Annotated in this window: 19 protein-coding genes and 1 pseudogene; 16 read left to right on the top strand and 4 right to left on the bottom strand. The window is 48.9% G+C overall.

The genetic code is table 11. From position 1 onward, the window contains the following. The first annotated feature begins 8 nt into the window (after positions 1-8). Genes BM021_RS07615 through BM021_RS07660 form a run of 10 tightly spaced genes read left to right on the top strand, consistent with a single transcriptional unit; the run spans position 9 to position 9,503 of the window. Entirely contained in the window at positions 9-1,193 is a 1,185-nt protein-coding gene (locus BM021_RS07615) for a type II secretion system F family protein (RefSeq protein WP_090720444.1), read from the top strand. Continuing rightward, positions 1,190-2,881 carry a GspE/PulE family protein gene (locus BM021_RS07620; protein ID WP_090720445.1) on the top strand — a complete coding sequence of 564 codons (1,692 nt, stop codon included), beginning with the start codon at positions 1,190-1,192 and terminating at the stop codon, positions 2,879-2,881. The genes BM021_RS07615 and BM021_RS07620 overlap by 4 nt, the downstream gene beginning before the upstream one ends. Next, positions 2,862-3,695 carry a hypothetical protein gene (locus BM021_RS07625; RefSeq protein ID WP_090720446.1) on the top strand — a complete coding sequence of 278 codons (834 nt, stop codon included), beginning with the start codon at positions 2,862-2,864 and terminating at the stop codon, positions 3,693-3,695. Before BM021_RS07620 ends, BM021_RS07625 begins: the two co-directional genes overlap by 20 nt. Continuing rightward, positions 3,683-4,231, top strand: coding sequence for a PilN domain-containing protein (locus BM021_RS07630; RefSeq protein ID WP_090720447.1), 549 nt, complete (start codon positions 3,683-3,685; stop codon positions 4,229-4,231). Before BM021_RS07625 ends, BM021_RS07630 begins: the two co-directional genes overlap by 13 nt. Beyond that, positions 4,228-4,809, top strand: a complete 582-nt coding sequence (locus BM021_RS07635) for a hypothetical protein (protein ID WP_256207833.1) — start codon at positions 4,228-4,230, stop codon at positions 4,807-4,809. The genes BM021_RS07630 and BM021_RS07635 overlap by 4 nt, the downstream gene beginning before the upstream one ends. A gap of 5 nt (positions 4,810-4,814) precedes the next feature. Further along, a complete protein-coding gene (locus tag BM021_RS07640) occupies positions 4,815-5,390 on the top strand; it encodes a hypothetical protein (protein ID WP_090720449.1) in 576 nt (191 codons plus the stop codon). Beyond that, positions 5,387-7,678 (top strand): secretin and TonB N-terminal domain-containing protein, encoded by a 2,292-nt coding sequence (locus BM021_RS07645; RefSeq protein ID WP_090720450.1) that lies wholly within the window; start codon positions 5,387-5,389, stop codon positions 7,676-7,678. The genes BM021_RS07640 and BM021_RS07645 overlap by 4 nt, the downstream gene beginning before the upstream one ends. Further along, entirely contained in the window at positions 7,675-8,193 is a 519-nt protein-coding gene (locus BM021_RS07650) for a type II secretion system protein (RefSeq protein WP_371116252.1), read from the top strand. Before BM021_RS07645 ends, BM021_RS07650 begins: the two co-directional genes overlap by 4 nt. Before the next feature lie 5 nt (positions 8,194-8,198). Beyond that, positions 8,199-8,582, top strand: coding sequence for a type II secretion system protein (locus BM021_RS07655; protein ID WP_090720459.1), 384 nt, complete (start codon positions 8,199-8,201; stop codon positions 8,580-8,582). A gap of 39 nt (positions 8,583-8,621) precedes the next feature. Continuing rightward, a complete protein-coding gene (locus BM021_RS07660) occupies positions 8,622-9,503 on the top strand; it encodes a hypothetical protein (RefSeq protein WP_090720451.1) in 882 nt (293 codons plus the stop codon). Between the two features lie 97 nt (positions 9,504-9,600). Here BM021_RS07660 and BM021_RS16470 read toward each other — a convergent pair whose 3' ends face one another. Both BM021_RS16470 and BM021_RS07670 read right to left on the bottom strand, forming a co-directional pair. Beyond that, positions 9,601-11,037 (bottom strand): M10 family metallopeptidase, encoded by a 1,437-nt coding sequence (locus BM021_RS16470; RefSeq protein WP_177186327.1) that lies wholly within the window; start codon positions 11,035-11,037, stop codon positions 9,601-9,603. 137 nt (positions 11,038-11,174) lie between these two features. Beyond that, on the bottom strand, positions 11,175-11,459 hold the full coding sequence (locus BM021_RS07670; protein WP_090720453.1) for a hypothetical protein: 285 nt from the start codon (positions 11,457-11,459) through the stop codon (positions 11,175-11,177). 246 nt (positions 11,460-11,705) lie between these two features. Between BM021_RS07670 and BM021_RS16590 the strand changes: the two genes are divergently transcribed. Next, entirely contained in the window at positions 11,706-11,792 is an 87-nt protein-coding gene (locus BM021_RS16590; RefSeq protein ID WP_371116258.1) for a DUF4113 domain-containing protein, read from the top strand. Here BM021_RS16590 and BM021_RS15510 read toward each other — a convergent pair. Further along, positions 11,781-11,933: a hypothetical protein gene (locus tag BM021_RS15510; protein WP_177186328.1), complete on the bottom strand. Its 153-nt coding sequence runs from the start codon at positions 11,931-11,933 to the stop codon at positions 11,781-11,783. The two genes, BM021_RS16590 and BM021_RS15510, sit on opposite strands and share 12 nt — an antisense overlap. 330 nt (positions 11,934-12,263) lie before the next feature. On the opposite strand from BM021_RS15510, the gene BM021_RS07675 reads away from it, so the two are divergent. From BM021_RS07675 to BM021_RS07690, 5 genes are all read left to right on the top strand, one after another. Beyond that, the gene (locus tag BM021_RS07675; protein WP_090720454.1) at positions 12,264-13,529 is read left to right on the top strand and encodes a glucose-1-phosphate adenylyltransferase; all 1,266 of its coding nucleotides are present in this window, start codon (positions 12,264-12,266) and stop codon (positions 13,527-13,529) included. Further along, positions 13,522-15,678: a glycogen debranching protein GlgX gene (glgX, locus tag BM021_RS07680; RefSeq protein ID WP_090720455.1), complete on the top strand. Its 2,157-nt coding sequence runs from the start codon at positions 13,522-13,524 to the stop codon at positions 15,676-15,678. Before BM021_RS07675 ends, glgX begins: the two co-directional genes overlap by 8 nt. A gap of 66 nt (positions 15,679-15,744) precedes the next feature. After that, positions 15,745-15,885, top strand: a complete 141-nt coding sequence (locus tag BM021_RS15515; RefSeq protein WP_177186326.1) for a hypothetical protein — start codon at positions 15,745-15,747, stop codon at positions 15,883-15,885. Further along, positions 15,863-17,755 (top strand): malto-oligosyltrehalose trehalohydrolase, encoded by a 1,893-nt coding sequence (gene treZ / locus BM021_RS07685; RefSeq protein ID WP_090720460.1) that lies wholly within the window; start codon positions 15,863-15,865, stop codon positions 17,753-17,755. The genes BM021_RS15515 and treZ overlap by 23 nt, the downstream gene beginning before the upstream one ends. A 42-nt stretch (positions 17,756-17,797) precedes the next feature. Continuing rightward, entirely contained in the window at positions 17,798-19,837 is a 2,040-nt protein-coding gene (locus BM021_RS07690; protein WP_256207834.1) for an amylo-alpha-1,6-glucosidase, read from the top strand. Here BM021_RS07690 and BM021_RS16085 read toward each other — a convergent pair. Further along, positions 19,819-20,029 (bottom strand): annotated as a pseudogene (locus BM021_RS16085) (IS21 family transposase); the annotation flags it as partial. The gene BM021_RS07690 and the pseudogene BM021_RS16085 sit on opposite strands and share 19 nt — an antisense overlap. Between the last annotated feature and the right edge of the window lie 250 nt (positions 20,030-20,279).

Below are 20,279 nucleotides of genomic sequence, written 5' to 3' on the forward strand. Positions count from 1 at the left end.
ATTAGCGCATGCGATATGAAGTGAAAGCAGTGCTGTCCGGGAAAGGTACTGTGCATCTTGAACTGGAAGCCAGCAATGAGGAAGAAGCGCGCCTTCAGGTCATTGAACAGGGCGGCATGGTTTTAAGTGTGCGGCGAAGCTTTACGGGCTTGTCATTGAAATCGAGCACTCATTTTCCCTTGGTTCATTTCAGCCAGGAATTGCTTTCCTTGCAAACGGCGGGACTTAGCCTGGTGGAAAGTATCGAAACCTTGCTAGAAAAAGAACAGGATGCCAGTAATCGCAAGATTATTCAAAATATTCTCGCGCGACTCTATGAAGGTGTCACTTTTTCGCAAGCACTGGAGGAATACCCGCAGGCATTTCCGCCTCTCTATATTGCAACCGTTCGTGCCAGTGAGCGCACGGGTGACCTTCCGGAAGCTTTGACACGGTTTATTTCCTATCAGACACAAATGGATTTTGTACGCAAAAAACTGGTAGGGGCCTCCATATATCCCGTTTTGTTGCTGGTAGTCGGCTTTCTGGTTTCCATTTTTCTACTGGTATTTGTAGTTCCCAAATTCAGTGCGATCTATGATGATATGGGTAGTGATTTGCCGTGGCTTTCATTGTTACTGATTAAATGGGGACATTTTGTTGACGAACGCGGCTGGGAATTAGCCATTGTGACGGGAATCGCCCTTAGCGCGAGTATTTATTTCGTCACCCGATCAACCTTTCGAGCCAACTTGATGCAGTTATTATGGCGCATTCCAGCGGTTGGTGAACGGATGCGCGTTTATCAATTAGCCCGTTTTTACAAAACGCTGGGGATGTTGCTGCGAGGCGGAATTCCCATAACGCAAGCACTGGAAATGGTTAGCGGCTTGCTTCAAACGCATTTCCGCCCCAAAGTGGCAGCTGCCGCCAAGCATATCCGTGAAGGCAAAACAATTTCCAACGCCATGGAGTTAGAAGGATTAACAACCGCAGTTGGTAATCGCATGCTTCGTGTGGGTGAACGGACGGGTTTAATGGGAGATATGATGGAGCGAATTGGCAATTTTCATGACGAAGAAATCGCCCGTTGGGTGGAATGGACCACCAAACTGATTGAACCGCTACTGATGGCAGTTATTGGTATTGTGATCGGTGGTATTATTATTCTCATGTATATGCCAATATTTGAATTGGCTGGAAGCATCAATTGATCGAGGCAGTCACATCATCCGAAAACCAACCACCGATTGATATCAATCGTCTGGCTGATGCGCGGCAGAAAGCGCTCAGCCAAGGCGTTTCCGTCATGCAAGTACTGGAAGAAACCAGTGGTTATACGCCGCATGAACTGACGCAACAGTTAGGGCAATTGCTCCATATGCCGGTCATGGAAATGAAAGCAATCCATACCCTTAGTCCAGCATTTGATCTGCTGCCCTTCGCAGAAGCCATGCTGCATGAATGTGCATTATTTCGCCGGGAGCAAGGCTATTTACTCGCTGTCAGTAACCCATTCTCAAGCAAATTACGCGCCTGGGCGGAAGAACGCTTTGATATGCCGGTTGAGTGGTATTTAGTTTATCCGGCTGACCTGACTGCTTTTTTTGCGCAGCAAGAAAAAACCATGCGCGCCATGGATCAGGTATTGCCTTCTGCCGAGCTGGACAAGATCCAGAGCGGTATTGAAGATTTATCGCTGAAAAGCATCAACGAAGGCACCAGTCAGGTTGTGCGATTGGTTCATTCCACCCTGTATGACGCGCACAAATCCCAGGCCAGTGATATTCACCTGGAAATGACCATCCGGGCGCTTTCTATCAAATACCGCATTGATGGGGTGTTAACTTCGATCGGTGTGATACAAGGTGCAGATTTGGCTGAGCAAGTCATATCCCGCATTAAGGTCATGTCGGAATTGGATATTGCTGAACGCCGGGTGCCCCAAGATGGCCGTTTTAAAATTTCTATCCAGGGGCGGGAAATTGATTTTCGTGTCTCCATTATGCCGAGCATTTTCGGCGAAGATGCTGTGCTGCGTATCCTTGACCGACAGGCATTGTCAGACCAAATTGAAGGATTGACATTAAACCAACTGGGCTTTAATCCGGTGGCTATCGCGAGTATTCGCCGCCTGAGCTCGGAACCTTATGGCATGTTGTTGGTAACGGGTCCAACCGGCAGCGGCAAAACCACGTCGCTGTATGCTGCGATATCTGAAGTAAACAAAGGCAGTGACAAGATCATCACGATTGAAGATCCGATTGAATATCAGCTATCCGGTGTGTTGCAGATTCCCGTCAATGAAAAGAAGGGGCTGACTTTTGCGCGTGGATTACGTTCAATTCTGCGTCATGATCCAGATAAGATCATGGTAGGCGAAATTCGTGATTCTGAAACCGCACAAATTGCCATCCAGGCTGCGCTGACCGGGCATCTGGTTTTTACGACGGTACACGCCAATAATGTATTCGATGTGATTGGGCGATTCTCGCATATGGGTGTGGATCCCTATAGCTTTGTATCCGCTTTGAATGGGATCGCTGCCCAACGATTAGTGCGCTTGTTATGTCCGCATTGCTCTGTAGACGAGCGTCCGGATGATCAATTGATTGCAGAATCCGGTATCGCAGCCGAAGAGGTTGATCAGTTCCGGTTTCGCAGCGGAAAAGGCTGCGGTCAATGCCGGGGAAGTGGCTATCGGGGAAGAAATGCGATCGCTGAGATTCTGATTCTGAACGATGAAATCCGCGAACTCATTGTGGCGCAGGAGCCGATACGCCGCATTAAAGAAGCGGCAAAAAATAATGGCACGCGTTTCCTGCGGGAAGCCGCTTTAGATATGGTCAGACAAGGATTGACCAGCTTAGAGGAGGCCAATCGTGTCACGATTGTGGCGTGATCAGATTCAGGTTTTTCTAGCCCCTGAGCGGGTCAATTTAGTGCGATTCTTGCGCGGCTTCAAACCCGTGCAGGTCGCTAAAGTGACTGCATTGTGCAAGCGCGCTCAAGGTGCGCCGATCTGGCAATCGGCGTTACAACAACTAGAAAAGAATCTGGCTGATGCAGCTGGCACAGAATTGGCAATCACGTTATCCAATCACTTTGTTCGCTATGTGACACTGCCACCCCAGTCGGAAATCGCAACGCCAGAGGAGGTAAAGTCCTACGCCACTTTTCGGATGCGTGAAGTTTATGCTGAGCATGTCGACACGTGGATACTCAGTATCAGTGAATGGAATCCGATCAATGGCGCTATTTGTGCGGCGATACCTCGTGATTTGATGGCGCGGCTGGAACAAATGGCAACCCATTATCATTGTAAACTCAAAGACATCGAGCCCTATCTGGCATCTGTGTATGACCACTGGCACAAGCAGCTGAGCGGCACTAAAATATATTTTGCCGTGATAGAAAGCGGACGGATATGTATTGCCTTATTGACCAATGGAATCTGGCACAGTATCCGCAATCAGCGGATTTTACATAGTGTGGCCCATGAGCTTCTTACTGCACTGGATCAGGAAGCGATTTTTTTCGGAAACAAAGAAGCTGTCGAATTAGTACATGTGTTTGCACCTGAACATCCGGAGCTTACTTTACCCAGTAACTGCGGATGGCGCATAGCTCCGATACCTACCCAACAGATACCCGTATTGGCACATTACCCATCCGCGCTCGCCAATCATTCCGAGATGGATCAATGCCCCGCTTAAGATTAAAATTTCCCTATCATGAGCAGTCAATACCTTATGTGGATTTCTCAATACTGTTCGTCGGCCTGCTGATTTTAGCCGGCGTGGTTTTGCAATACCGGTATGTTACTGAAGAAGTGAGTTACTGGGGTAACCGCGTCGAACGCTTAGAAAAACAGCAACAACAAAAAGCTGCGCCGCGTACACGCGCAACATCACGGATCAGAGAATTTAGCCAGGAAATTCGTAAAGAAATCACGCAGGCCAATGTGATACTGGATCAAATCAATTTACCGTGGGAAACATTATTTGATTCAATCGAGTCTGCTGCGACTGAGGAAATCGCGTTATTATCACTGCAACCGAATGTATCCAACCGGACACTGCGAATCAATGGCGAGGCCAAGAATATGTCCGAGCTGCTTGATTTTGTGGAAGCGCTTGAACGCGAACCGGTGTTTGAAAATGTGCACTTGCTCAACTACAAAGTAAAACAGGACAATCCACATCGACCGATTGTTTTCCTGCTGACAGCCGCATGGATTGGAATTTCTTGAAAACTGAAACACTACAAACACAATTGAACCGGCTGGTGCCGCAACTGCGCTGGCACATCGGCCGCTTGGGGACGATAGGTAAAATCGGTGTGGGCCTGCTGGTGGCTACCAGTATCTATTTTTTTTCGGCAGTTTTACCGCAAGAATCTGTTCTAGAGAAATTGAAGGAGCGCGCTGAAATATTACAAGTACAAGCGTTATCAAAACAAGCACCAGCTGATTCGGAAGCTGGGAGGAAAATGAGCGGAGACCAGGCGCTGCAAGCGTTTTATGACTTTTTTCCGCGTATCGACTCCTCCCCTTTCTGGATCCGGGAATTAGTGCGTATCGCTAAAAAGCAAAACGTGGAGCTCAGCAGCAGTGAATATCGGCTGGTCAATGAAAGTGATGCACGCCTGGCCCGTTACGAGATGATCTTGCCAGTCAGAGGCAGTTATCCCCAGATACGCGCTTTTATAGCGGATGCGCTTGAAGTGATTCCAGCAATAGCGATTTCTGCGATTGCGATTAAACGTGAAAACATAACCTCTGAGAAGCTCGAAGTTCGCCTTGAGGTTAATCTTTACCTGAATAAATAAACCTGATGGATTCAACCGAAAAAAGAAGAAAATTATTATTGGGCGGTGCTTTGATCGCAACATTGGTTGCCGTTGTGCTGGTCGAAGAAGAAGGTGAGGAAAGCACAATAGACACTGTGCAACCGATACAGTCCGCCAGATCACCCAGCGATAAGGTAAAAGCTCAGGCAGGTCATTCCGAGTATCTGGATGTGAGTAAGCTTGGTCAAAGAAAGTTTAATCCATCAGCGGGAGAGTTATTTGTGTCCACCACATGGGCGCCTAAACAGCCTCCAATCAGCCTGGAAGAACAAGCAGCCAAAGCTGAACAAATGGCAAAAGAAAAAGCATCGGCTCCTCCATCAGCACCCACAGCACCACCTTTGCAATTCAAATATACCGGTAAGGCCATTGCAGACAATACAACATGGGTCTTTCTTTCCCAATCAGGAGAAAATCATATTGCTAAAATAGGGACAAAGATTAATGACAAATACCGGCTGGATTCGATCAATGACGATGCGATTACCCTAACTTATCTTCCGCTGAATATCAAACAGACACTCACAATCAATAATAAAATAGCAGGAAATTTCCGATGAAACGCTGGAGAATTATTGCCCTTAGCATTCTGCTCGCGGTCACGATGGGATGTGCAATCGATAACAGATCCTTTTTAACCAGGAACATCGCATTTTCTGATAGCCAGAAACTGGTTGCTGAGGGCAAACTGGAAAAGGGGTTGGAAAAACTCGAGCAAGCGGCACGCGAAGAACCTGAGAATAAGGAAATTCGCACCATGTTGATGCGGCTCCGTGATCAGGTGCTGGGCAAGTTACTGATTGAAGCAGATAATCTGCGCTATGCCGGTGATCTGGATCAAGCTGAACAGGGCTATCAACGTGTCTTGAGCATGTATCCATTCAATGAGCGAGCCAAGGAAGGCATTGAAGCGCTGAAAACAGAACGTCGCCATATCGCTTCTGTCGAATCCGCGAGAGCATTGTTGGCGCGCAATGATCTGGCTAAAGCAGAAACGCTTGTTCGTGCGATATTACAGGAAAATCCGCAACAATCTCATGCTCGCCAACTGATTTCAGAAATCAATTCACACTTATCGCGTCCTGAAGTAACCCATCTGGCCCTCGAGTCTGCCTTTAAAAAGGCACTGACCATGGAATTCAAAGATACCGATTTGAAATCGGTATTCGAGATCATGGCGCGCACAGCCGGGATTAACTTTGTTTTTGATAAAGATATCCGGCAAGACGCTAAAATTTCTATTTTTGTGCGTAATAACACCATTGAGGATATTCTCAAGTTATTACTCACAACCAATCAACTGGCTTATAAGGTACTCAATAACAATTCGTTGCTGATTTACCCGAATACACCAGCAAAGCAAAAAGACTATCAGGAGCTGGTCGTGCGCAGCTTCCAAGTGGCGCATACCGATGTCAAGCAAATGGTTGCGATGGTCAGGGGTATCGTGAAGGCGAAAGACATTTACGTGAATGAACAGCTTAATCTGTTTATCATGCGCGATACACTCGAAGCCATTCGTCTGACGGAGCGATTGGTAACGTTAAATGATCTGGCCGAACCGGAGGTTATGCTGGACGTTGTAATCCTGGATATCGCGCGTAACAACGACTTTCTGCTAGGCCCTAAATTTCCACAATCCATCACCTATGGTGCGGCTGGTGTAACAGCTGCCACAGCTACTACAACTGCTGGAGTGACGCCAGGTTTGGTGTTACTCAACCAAGTCGGTTTTGATGGTCTTAAAAGTTTTGCCGTGGATAGCAGAGCAGTCATCGATTTTTTGCACAATCTATCAACTGGCGACGTACTTGCAAATCCCAGAATTCGGGTAGCTAACCGTGAAAAAGCCAAAATCCATGTTGGTGAGAAGCGGCCATTTTTTACCGCCAATGTTCAACCAGGTATAACTGCTGTCGTTACTTCAACACCGACCTTTATTGATTTGGGGGTCAAGCTGGATGTCGAGCCGCGCGTTGGGGTGAATAGTGATGTCACGATGAAGATTACACTGGAAGTAAGCAGCAGAATCAGCGATATCACGGGTCCAAGCAACGCAACTGCTCCACTCATTGGAACCCGCAATGCTGAAACAATGTTAACCTTGAAAGACGGAGAAACTCAGGTACTGGCAGGGCTCATCGATAATAGGGAGACCAGAAGCATAAGCGGGCTGGCAGGATTATTAAATATTCCCGGCCTGGATCGATTGACATCAAATCAAAAGATAAACCGCACAAAGAATGAAATCGTGCTATTGATCACACCGCGCATCATTCGCAATATTCCCAAACCAAGCAATCTGGAAAGTGAATATCATTTTGGCACCGCCAGCGAAGCAGGTAAATTACCGATCGCTATTCAAAGGACCGCGGCACAATCATTGGCCATAGCGCCATCTGGTCCGGTTCAAGGCACGGCAAGAACGGTATCAGATGCCTTTGCGCCTTCTGCTGATCAGCAAGCCGCTCCGAATCCTTTTGCGAATGTTTCAACGACAAGCCCTTCTTTGACCATACAAGCACCCACCAATGTGGGCTTGGATAAAGAATTCTCGGTGAATGTGCGCTTAGTGGGCGCAAAAGCTACCGTGAATGCTGATGTGCAGCTCAATTACGAGGCCAGCGTGCTGGAGGCTCTGGATGGTGGCCCCAAATCGGGCTCACGCGTCCTTAAGCTAGGTAAAGATCAAACAGCTGGCTTGGCTACTCAGTTACGCTTTAAGGTGATTGCAGCCAACCCAGGAGCGACAGAAATTAATATCCAGAGTGCAACTGCAGAAGATATCGAACACGGCGATTCGGTTGATGTAACGTTACCACCACCGGCGGCGATCAATATTAAATGATGCGTTCATTCATAAACTTAGAAAAGCATCAGGGTTTTACGCTGATTGAATTAATGATTGTGGTGGCTATCATGGCCATTCTGGCAACGGCTGCTTTGCCTTTTCGCGAACTCATGGTACAGCGCCAGAAGGAGCAAGAATTACGTACTGCTTTGCGGCAAATCCGTACCGCAATCGATGCTTATAAGCAGGCAGTAGACGAGGGACGCATCGCTAAAAAAGCGGATGAATCCGGTTATCCTCCTCGATTGGAAGAATTATTCATGGGTGTGCCAGATATCAAAAGTCCGGAGAAGGAAAAGAAAATTATTTATTTTCTGCGCCGCTTACCTAGGGATCCCATGTTTGTTGAATTGGACGTTGCCGGTACCGCAGTGACTCCTGCTGTGGATACCTGGGGCAGGCGCAGCTATGAAAGCCCATGGGATAGTCCCAAAGAGGGCGATGATGTGTTTGATGTTTATTCGCTTTCAGAAGCCATCGGTCTTAACGGTATTCCGTATCGAGAATGGTGATGGTTATGCTTAGGAATCAGCAGTATAAGGGTTTTACGCTGATTGAATTATTAGTGGTGATGGCGATTATCGCAACACTGCTAAGTATCGTCGCTCCGCGTTATTTTAGTTCGCTCGATAAAGCCAAAGAGGCTGTGCTGCGGCAAGACCTCGGTATCATGCGTAATGCCATCGATCAGTTTTATGCTGATTTTGGCAAATATCCCATTGATCTGGAAGAACTGGTCGATAAAAGATACTTGCGCAGCATTCCGGTAGATCCATTTACTGAAAGCAAAGAAACCTGGATTGTAGTGCCTCCCAAGAATCCAGTAGAAGCTGGTGTCTATGATGTTCATAGCGGTTATCAAGGGCGGGCAGCCGATGGTTCATTTTATGAAGAATGGTAATTATCACCAGCCGGTTTTTAATTTGCAGAGCAAGATAATATGCCTCGCTTAGAAAACGGTTTTGTTTACCTCTGGGCTTTATTTTCGGTCATGCTGGCCGGAGTTGCCATGGCAGGAGCCGCACAAATATGGCAAACAAAGTCTCAGCGGGAAAAAGAAGTAGAGCTGATGTTTATCGGTGAAGAATTCCGCAAAGCCATCATGTCCTATTACAACAGCGGCCCTAAACAATACCCCAATTCACTGGAAGATTTACTGCAGGACAGCCGTACACCAAACGTCCGACGTCACTTACGCAAACTCTATGTGGACCCAATCACCAACACCACGGAATGGGGCCTTGTTCACGAATCTGCACCCGATAGCAGTGCTGCATCTCGTAGTGCCTCTTCAGCCAATGATAGCTCAGCATCCGATAATCCTCAATCGCCTAGCGATAACCCAGCATCCGGTGGCAGCCTATCCGGTAGTCCTCAATCATCCAGCAGCAACCCAGCACTTACTAATAATCAAGCATCTAGAGCTACCCAGCCATCCAATAAGAGTCCTGCGGCTGTCAGCAATTCAGCACCCACTAAGAGCTCAGGAATCAGTTCCAGTATCGCTAAGGGAATTACGGGTATTTATAGCCTCTCTGAAAGAAAACCCATTAAGAAAGATCAATTTCCTGAACATCTTGCGAAATTCTCTGAAGCAACGTCCTATAAGGATTGGCAATTCATTTATAAACCAGGGGACACCAAAGCTTCATCAGGATCTGCATCCGCAAAACCTGGTGCTGCGTCAACTCCTGCTACTGGTTCCTCGCCCTTCTCATCGCAGTCATCACCTACTTCTTCTAAAGGCTCACCCTTTTCATCCCCATCTTCATCGCCTACGGATTCAAAAGCGCCTGGAACGGGCTTTCCATCAACACAATGAGATTGATGCGCTAGCGTACAAACTTTTGTCCATGCGGATGAGCGGCTTGTTTAATCTCTTCCATCTGTGAAGGTACGCCAGATGGAAGAATTATCATTCACAAAATGAAATCAGCTGCGTCCAGCGTAATTGGACCTGTCAAACGAATTGTCATATCGGAAATTCGATCACCATCAATATCAAACAGCACACTGGTAAAATTTTTCGCTACATTTTGTGTAAACCGTACTTCCGCACCTGCGCCAGTAAAGGCCGAGCTTCCGCGAAAAACGAATGCGGCATTGCCGGTGGCAGCACCGTTTGCATCAATTGCAGAGACATTGATATCATCCTGCTTATGCGCGAAGTCCCTGATTACATCAAATTTATTGCTGCTGCTGTCGCTTGCGGCAGTATAGACGAAATCGTCAGCGCCACCACCTCCTGTTAATACATCGGCACCCCCTCCGCCGATGATTTTGTCTGCGCCTCCTAATCCACTGATCCGGTCATTGCCAGCTTTGCCGTTCAGTGCGTTTGCTGCTGCATTGCCCGTGATCACATCGACGCCGGCACCACCTGTTGCATTTTCAATGACAGCGCCCTTCGCAATTGTGAATCCACCATCGATGCCATTAATGGCAGATAAATATCCGCCGCCACCCGGTGCATGCTGAAGTGTCGCGGCACGTAAATCTATTGTCGAATTTGTGGATGACGGATTGCGAATGGTATCGATGCCGCCTGTATCCCAAATACACGAATAAAATGTTCCTGAAGTATTAGCTGCATTCAGCGCATAAACGTCGTTTCCTGCCTGGAAACTCGTGTTGGCACCGTAGAGAAATTGCAAAGCGGCGATATCGAAGGCCATGGGTGTACCCTGATACCCGTAGCTTGAAACGCTGGTGGAATCTAGAGGGCCCTTTGGACCTGTCTGCCAGCCGTCGTTATACGTCATCATCGTATAGAGGCCCTGATTGAGGTTGAAGTCCCCATAATCTCCGAATGCAGTCGTAACACCGGGAAAGTTCGGCCGGCCATCACCTCCGGGATCATGAGGATGTTTCAGTCCAATAGTGTGGCCAAACTCATGGATGACGGTGACGAAATCATAGCCGCCCTGTTTGAGACTTGAATAATCCGTTGAGAAATAAGCATCAAAATTGGTAATCTCTGCGCCCTGACGATCGGCTACCGGGCCGGTATCTTCGCCGGGAGGAACTGATCCGCCAAGACCACCACCTGCGTCGGAATTGTTCACGGCGCCGACAATAATGTCGGCATCCGCCTTATTCATTGCTGTCTGAAAATCAATATTGGAGACATTCTCGATGAGCTGCATGCCGCGCAGAAATGCTGTGATTTCCGAGGAAGCTGTACGGGCTGTGACAGCAGTGCCGCCGAAATCGAAAACTTCATTCCCGTTCTGCCCTGCGATATATACCTTTAAACGCGTTCCGGCAGCCGGATCATTCCAATGACTGCCCCACAACAGGCCATCGATGTACGCGTTACCAGCAGATGGGCTGGTGACCGGATTTGAAAATGCCACGTTCATCTTCTCCCGTTGACTTAAGCGATTGGCCTAGAATAAATTGCTATCCAAGGCCGTTATGTTCCTTGCCGAGTTACAAGTTGAGCCGCTGATTGCGGCAAGGGCTAAAGAGTCAGTTACTTCTCAGAGAGAAATTAATCATCTGTAATCTTTCTAACTTTATCGGCATCCTCTTCCATTCTATCGGCCTTTTCTTCAGTAGATTTTCTAAGCTGCTTAGCTTTCTCTTCTTTTCGGTCTGCTGCTCTCTCACCTGCTTCCTCGAGGTTATCACGTGCATCTTCATCCGCTTCTCTAACCTGATCTGCTTTGTCTTCTAATCTGTCTGCCCTTCTCTCAGCGCTTTCACTGGCTGAGAAACTAAGCGGAGCAATGATAAGAAATAATGTAGTGCATAACGTCATAATAGTTTTTTTCATTTTGAATTCTCCGAGCGAGATATATAAAATAAATTCAACGAACTACAATTTTCATTTTTATAATAAAGCGCATGTTTGTCTGTTCGAAAACACACATTTATCCTACTGATCAATTAGCTAAGCTTGCGGATGCACATGAGTTAATATGGACTATGGATATCCATTGATGGATATCTAAGGCGTCAATGACTGTATAGGCACGGGAACTATGAGGCTTGCCTCAGAAGGATAGGGCAAGGTTGATCGATGCGGCGTGAGAATAAGAGCCGCAGCTACATGACTGATTGGGATGGGCTGCTCTGCGTCAAGAAATTCTTATCTTTAATGGTATAGACGTGATGGTTCTTGCTGGGGAGGTAGAGTCTTGGGTGGTGGAAATAGAATTGGCTGTTTCTGGCTCGGCAAAATTCCTGGAAGCTTTCCTTGGGGTGGAATATTAGGCGCTGGAAGATTGGAACTTAAAAGTATATTCATGTCTTGCTCCTTAAAGAAAATTGAATACCCTAACGGCAACCTGCTGTGGTTAGAAACACGTAAATGTGATTTACCTTTTAATCAGATAAGGCATGATAATGTAGGAATATTGCTCACGTCTGTGCGCCATGTCACATCGCGGAACTGTCCAGTGAACTCGGTCATAAAAAACCTGTGATGTTTATAAACCCAAAGGCTTACTTCCTGTGAATACATCTGTAAAAGCTGGACAAATGAACCAGAACGATTTACCGTAGACCTATCCCAGCAAACCACGGGGCGAATTACTCAGTATCTTGAAGGTGTCCGAAAAACTGTTGAGGGATAATCATGTCAGAAGATCGATCCCAGCCAAAAATTTTGGCTTTTGTAATGGCCGGTGGAGAAGGTAACCGCCTACAGCCATTAACTTCAGAGCGTAGCAAGCCAAGTGTTCCTTTTGGCGGTCGTTATCGTATTGTTGATTTTGTGCTGAGTAATTTGATCAATTCAAATATACGCTGCATATATCTATTGGTGCAGTATAAATCACAGTCACTAATTGATCATATTCGAAAAGCATGGACGATTTCCCCCTTGATACCAGAACAGTTTGTGACCGTGGTTCCTCCACAAATGCATAGTGGTAGTTCATGGTTCAATGGCACTGCTGACGCCGTTTATCAGAATATAAATTTGATCAGGGAGCACCAGCCTGACATCATAGCGGTATTCGGAGCTGATCATATTTATCGAATGGATATCAGGCAGATGGTGAGATTTCACATGCATCGTCAGGCTGATGTGAGTGTCGCAGCGTTACCCATGCCCATTGATCAAGCAACGAATTTCGGTGTCATTGAAATAGACTCCGATGGCCGCATACGAGGATTTCAGGAAAAACCAGATCAGCCTGAGGCAATTCCTTCCGATTCTGAGCAAGCTTATGTTTCCATGGGTAATTATTTATTTGATACGCATGCTTTGATTGAAGCATTACAGAGCATGCGCCGGCGGAATGAGACAGATTTTGGACGCCATGTGCTACCTATGATGCTTGAGAGCCACAAACTGTTTGCCTATGATTTTTTTACCAATAAAGTACCTGACATTAAATCCTACGAAGAAAGAGGTTACTGGCGCGATGTGGGCTCGCTTGATGCTTATTTCGAGGCAAATCAGGATATGCTGGGAATGACGCCGCGTTTTGATATCTTCAATCCACAATGGCCGATTTACTCGAGTAGCTACCAAGGTCCAGTTGCAAGGGTGATTGGCGGGCAGATTGAAAATAGTTTGCTTGGTGCAGCCACTGTAATCAATCAAGCCCATGTGAGAAATTGCATTATATGTCGTGAATCATTCATCGAACCGGGCGTTGAACTGGAAGACTGTATCATCATGGATTATGTAAGAATTGGTCAAGGTGCAAAACTGCGCCGGGCTATTGTAGACTGCCATAACTTTATCGAAGCGAATTCTCGGATAGGTTACGATTCTGAAAAAGACCGACAACGATATCATGTTACGCCTTCTGGACTGGTAGTAGTGCCATTAGGTGATACCAGCTATTATGCGCGCGGCTCAAGAGGAAAAGGTGGAGGATATAATGAATGACAAAATCAGCAAAAATAGCAAACCTTTTTCTCGCCTATGGCCTGGCAAGCCCTATCCGCTGGGCGCTACCTGGGACGGATCGGGCGTCAATTTCGCACTTTTCTCTGAACATGCAGAAAAAGTAGAGTTATGCTTGTTTGATCAAAAAAAGCAACTTGAGATTCAACGTATCGAATTACAGGAGCAAACCGATCAGGTGTGGCATATCTATCTTCCGGAGGCTCGTCCAGGTTTACTGTATGGCTATCGAGTGTACGGTCCTTATAAGCCTGAAGAAGGCCATCGTTTTAATCCTAACAAGTTATTGCTGGATCCTTATGCCAAGGACATCCAGGGAGCGCTACGCTGGAGTGATGTACATTTTGGCTACAAAATTAATGACAATCGCGAAGACCTCTCCTTTGACAGCACGGATAATTCACGTGATGTGCCTAAGGGTCGGATAGTTGATCCAGCTTTCACTTGGGGTGATGATCAGCCGCCGAATGTACCCTGGCAAGAAACCATCATCTATGAGCTGCATGTTAAGGGTTTTACGCAGATGCATCCTGAGATAGAACAAGAGCTGCGCGGAACATACGCCGCATTGGCTACTGAACCGGTGATCGAGTATTTCCGCAATCTGGGTATCACGACAGTAGAGTTGATGCCGATCCATGCTTTCATTGATGATCGCCATCTGGTAGAGAGAGGTTTGCGCAACTATTGGGGCTATAACTCCATTGGTTTTTTTGCGCCGGATAGTCGTTACTCTTCAACAGGTCTGATCAACGAATTCAAGACTATGATCAAGGCATTACACGCTGCCAATATCGAGGTCATCCTGGATGTTGTTTACAACCATACAGCCGAGGGTAATCAATTGGGGCCAACGCTGTCATTTCGAGGAATCGACAATGCAGCTTATTATCGCTTGATGCCAGATAATAAGCGTTATTACATGGATTATACGGGGTGTGGCAACTCACTTAACATGGTTCATCCGCGAGTCCTGCAACTGATCATGGACAGTCTACGTTACTGGGTATTAGAAATGCACGTGGATGGTTTTCGCTTTGACCTGGCGTCTGCACTGGCCCGGGGCTTACATGAAGTGAACCGCCTCAGTACTTTCCTGGACATTATTCATCAGGATCCGATTCTCTCCCAGGTCAAACTTATCGCCGAACCTTGGGACCTAGGTGAAGGTGGATACCAGGTGGGTAACTTTCCTGTTGGCTGGACCGAATGGAACGGTAAATATCGTGATGCTGTGCGAGATTACTGGAGAGGCGAGGGAGGGGTTATCGACAATATTGGCTACCGCTTAACAGGCTCTAGCGACCTCTACGAACACAGCGGTCGTCGCCCCTATGCCAGTATTAATTTTATTACAGCTCATGATGGATTTACTTTGCATGATTTGGTCAGCTACAACCAGAAGCATAATGAAGCCAACCTGGAGGATAATCGTGATGGTGAATCTAATAACCGTAGCTGGAACTGTGGTGCGGAAGGTGAAACCGATGATCCGAATATTCTTGACTTACGTATGCGGCAAAAGCGTAACTTGCTTTCAACTCTGCTTCTTTCACAGGGTGTACCGATGTTGTTGGCTGGTGACGAAATGGGGCGTAGCCAGCAAGGCAATAATAATGCTTATTGCCAAGACAATGAAATCAGCTGGGTCAACTGGAACTTGATAGAAGAAAATCAGGAATTAATTCAGTTTGTCCAGAACCTCATACAATTCACCAAAGCGCATCCAGCTTTTCATCGACGCAATTTTTTTCAAGGGCAGGTCATTAAGGGAACAAAGGATATCACTTGGCTCAATTGCAATGGTCAAGAGATGGATGATGAGGAATGGACGAATAGCTATGCTCGTTCCCTGGGCCTCTATCTAGCAGGCTCAGCCATTATGATGCGTGACAAATATGGAAATCTGATTGAGGATGATGATTTTCTTCTACTGCTCAATGCGTATCATGAAGAAATTGCATTTTCCATACCAGGTGTTGCTGGAGAGCAAGAATGGCAAGTCGTTCTCGATACCGTCAGCTCCACATTTCCAATAGTAGCGGAAAAGAATTACCATAATGGCGATAGCTATATCATGCATGGGCGCTCTCTTGTTTTGTTAATGCATGTCAGAAAAAAAAACAAATAAAATATTACTAACATACAGCCTGGTAAGCTTTTAGAAGATAGCCACAGCCAGACGAATATGCCGGGCGTGAGCTTCGGCCAAAATGCAATAACGCAACACTTTACGACTACACCAGCGTGCTTGGTTACCGAAATGGTCAGTCAAGCTTCGGGAGGACACTATGAGCAGCTCTACATTAACCGGGATGCGGAAGAAGGAGGAGTTTGATTGCTCCAGTCAGCCAGTCGGAACGGCGCATCTTGGGGCGAGGGTCAGTCAGGAGGGAGTGTGGTTTCGCTGCTGGGCACCCAAGCCGGCTACAGTCGAGGTAATCCTCGAGGGAAATAAGCAAGGACATCCTCTCACGAGAGGGGCTAATGGCTACTGGTCGGGGCTGATCCGGAATGCTTCGGCAGGTATGACCTACCGCTATCGGCTGGATGGAGAGCAGTGCTATCCGGATCCCTGTTCTCGATTTCAACCCCAAGGTCCCCACGGACCCTCGCTGATCGTGGATCCCGGTACCTATGCATGGAGAGATCATGGATGGCCGGGAGTCAGGATGCACGGACAGGTGATCTATGAGATGCACGTGGGAACCTTCACCCCGGGCGGCACGTTTGACTCGGCCATCACCCAACTCGACGCCCTGCAGGATCTCGGGATCACAGTCATTGAAATCATGCCGGTGGCAGAGTTTCCCGGTCGATGGAATTGGGGGTATGACGGGGTCGGGCTCTACGCGCCTTCTCACGTCTACGGTGATCCCCAGGCTTTGAAACGGTTCGTGGACGAGGCCCACCAGCGAGAGTTGGGGGTCATTCTCGACGTCGTGTACAACCATATGGGGCCGGATGGTAATTATCTGCCGGCATTCAGCGATGAATATTTCACCGACCGGTATGACAACGAATGGGGTCAGGCGATCAACTTCGATGGACCGGGATCGCGGGAGGTGCGGACGTTTTTTATTGGGAACGCCTGTTATTGGATCGAGGAGTATCACCTGGACGGGTTGCGTCTGGATGCGGTCCATGCTTTTCACGATGCCAGTCCCATCCATGTTATCGCCGAGTTGTCCATGGCGGCCAGGAAGGCGGCAGGAACACGGTCGATCATCCTGGTGGCAGAATGCGAAGCCCAGTGGGTGCAAATCATTCAACCGATCGCGCAGGGCGGGTGGGGACTCGATGCCGTGTGGAGCGAAGATTTTCATCACGCGACCCGCGTGACTGCCACCGGTCGTAGCGAAGGCTATTTCACTGATTACCGCGGGACGCCGCAAGAATTGATCTCCTGTGTGAAGCGTGGGTTTCTCTACCAGGGTCAGCGGTACCAGTGGCAGGAAAAACCGCGAGGCACCGTGGTGTCGCATGAGCCGGCCGAGGGGTTTGTATTTTTTCTGCAAAACCATGATCAGGTTGCTAATCAGTTGCAGGCGGACCGACTGCATACCAAGACCAGCCCGGGGATTTGTCGTGCCTTGACCACGCTGCTGCTTCTGGCTCCCCAAACCCCCATGCTCTTCATGGGTCAGGAGTTCGGGGCTTCTTCCCCCTTTCACTACTTCGTCGATTTTCCTCCCGGTAAATTAGCCGCAGATATTCATCAGGGGCGCAAGCAGTTTCTTGCACAATTTCCCAGTTACGGCTCGCCGGCCGCACAGGCGAACATCATCGATCCATCTGACCCTTCGGTCTATGAATGTTCGCAACTGGACCTGTCCGAGCGGGAACGCCATGCCGAATGGTATGCCTTGCACCGCGACCTCCTTCGCCTCCGGCGTGAGGATCCGGTAATTGCGCAACAGGCGCGCGAGGCAGTCGATGGGGCTGTGCTGGGCACTCAGGCGTTTCTTTTACGATACATGGGATGTGACGGGGACGACCGCCTGTTGCTCGTTAATCTGGGGGCTGATCTGCCTTATCAACCTGCGCCTGAGCCCCTGCTGGCTCCGCCGGTTGGGCGCTCCTGGTCGTTCGTCTGGTCGAGCGATGCCCCCTGTTATGGAGGGCCGGGCGTCATCGAGCCATTGACCGAGCAGGGCTGGAGACTGCCAGCAGGATCTGCGATTCTGTATGCCGCCGCACCGGGTTAAGCCAGGATCGATTCGAGGATTGAGAAGAGGAGTTAAATAACGATGGCGATGGATAAGCCAGTACCTAACGATGCCATAATATTAACCATTTCGCGTGATCAGCTACCCGACACCGGTGCCTTTCTTTCCAAGGAATGGCTGGTGACGAACGGACTCGGTGGCTATGCTTCCTCGACGCTGCTAGGGGCTTCGACGCGACGGTATCACGGATTGTTCGTGCCGGATCTGCCGGCGCCCTGGGGGCGGACGGTTCTAATGCCCCGGCTTGACGAAGAGGTCGTCGCCGACGGAGAGTCCCTGCTCATCAGTGGCGTGGAATACGAAGATGGACGGTTGGTGAGTGACCTTCCGGGGCTGTTCATAGAGTTTAGCCGCGAGTGGCAAACGCCAGTCTGGCGTATGGCGATCAGGGGGCGACGCCTGGAAAAGCGCGTCATCATGCCCAGCGGCCACAACTCGGTATATGTGGAGTATCGGCTACTTGAAGGCGAACCGCTGCAGCTTCGGCTCCGGCCATTCCTGACTTTTCGCATGCTCGACGCGCACATCAGTGAAGGCGAGCAACCAGTCTTCCCGCCGACTGTCCGCGACGGGCGCTTTGAACTCTGGTTCTGCGAAGATGCCCCGCCATTACGAATGTGCATCAGATCGCCAAATGGGCACTTTATGGCAGACGCAGTTACCAGTCACGGCGTCTGTTATCGCGTTGATCGAGATCGGGGATCCGAATGCATTGAGAACCTGTCGAGTCCCGGCTATTTCACTGTTGAGCTGACGCAGGATCGGCCGGTGTCCTTCGTGGCCAGCACCGAATCCTGGGACCAGCTCGAATATGAAGCGCAAGCCATCGTCGAGGCAGAAGCTCAGCGGCTGAGCCTGCTGGCGCATATCAATGAATCGGAGGAGGACGGTATGGAACGGTGGCTGACGTTGGCAGCTGATCAATTCATCGTCGTTCCCGCATCCCGTATCGAGACGCATGCGCCCTACGCATCCGGTGATGAGCCTCACACGATCATCGCCGGATATCATTGGTTTACCGACTGGGGGCGCGACACCATGATCAGCCTTGAAGGATTGGCCCTCTGCACCGGCCGTTATCAAGAGGCTCGGTCCATTCTGCGGACCTTCGGTCGGTACGTACGGGACGGCTTGCTCCCAAATCTTTTTCCGGAAGGGCAACGACAAGCCCTCTACCACACGGTGGACGCCACGCTGTGGTATTTCCATGCCCTGGACCGCTACTACAAGGCGACTGGCGACCGCGAGACACTGCTGGCGCTGCACCCGGTGTTGATCTCAGTGATCGATCATCATGTGAAAGGGACGCATTTTGGTATCAAGGTCGATCAGCATGATGGCCTCTTGCACGCTGGCGCGGATGGTTATCAACTCACCTGGATGGACGCTAAGGTGGGCGACTGGGTGGTGACACCACGCCGCGGCAAGCCGGTCGAAATCCAGGCACTCTGGTACAACGCCCTGTGCTGCATGGCCGATTGGGGACCCGTGGTTGGTGAGTCCTCCGAGCGCTGGACGGCTATGGCCAGCCATGCGGCGCAGTCGTTCAATCGCCGCTTCTGGGATCCCAAGTTGGGATACCTGCTGGACGTCGTCGATGGAGAGCTGGGCGATGATAACAATCTGCGTCCGAATCAGATCCTGGCAATTTCGCTCCCCCATCCAATTTTAGAAAATACGAAATGGCGCCCTGTGATCGACGTGGTGGCAGACCGATTGTTGACCCCCCTGGGGTTGAGGACCTTGGACCCGGCTCATCGGGATTACAAACGGACGTATTTCGGTGATCTTCGAGCAAGAGACGCAGCCTACCATCAGGGCACGGTCTGGGCTTGGTTGATCGGTCCTTTCATTGACGCCTGGCTCAAAGTTCATGAGGATCTTCCCATGGGGCGCCGCATGCTGGAGGGGTTTCGAGCGCATCTCCTCGATGGAGGTATTGGTACCATCAGCGAGATTTTCGATGCGGAACCCCCTTACTATTCTCGCGGCTGCATCGCACAGGCTTGGAGTGTAGCGGAGGTGTTGCGAGTCTGGCAGAAGACTAAGGAGAGCGGCTGACGCATATTGTCGTAAATGCCGCGTTTCGGTATGCCGCCAAAAGCTATGAATGCACGAGTATGTGCATCAAACAGCATCTCATGGCTTTGTGATGGATCCCGATAGCATGAAGGCACGACTGGCGCAGAGTTTGGTGTGTGCTGCCAGAATCTTGCCATGAATACCGCCGATTATCAGCCACTCTTCACTCCATGTCACCAACAATGTAAAACTGACCCACTAATAATAATTTAAAATTGACCCACCTGCGGCAAAATTGCCGCTGATGTTTTTTTGGACAAGGCGGTGTAATTTAAATGCTGACTCATTCCAATTCTATTTCATAATTGAATTTATGATCCAGAGCCATGCAACGATGGATTGGACACATTCACGATCCTTTTCCATGTCATACAGTGCCGCTTCCAGGTGATTTTCAAGTGCGTCCAGGCTGTCGAATACA

Origin of the sequence: Nitrosomonas sp. Nm166 (assembly GCF_900112825.1) — a bacterium.
Classification (GTDB): Bacteria; Pseudomonadota; Gammaproteobacteria; order Burkholderiales; family Nitrosomonadaceae; genus Nitrosomonas.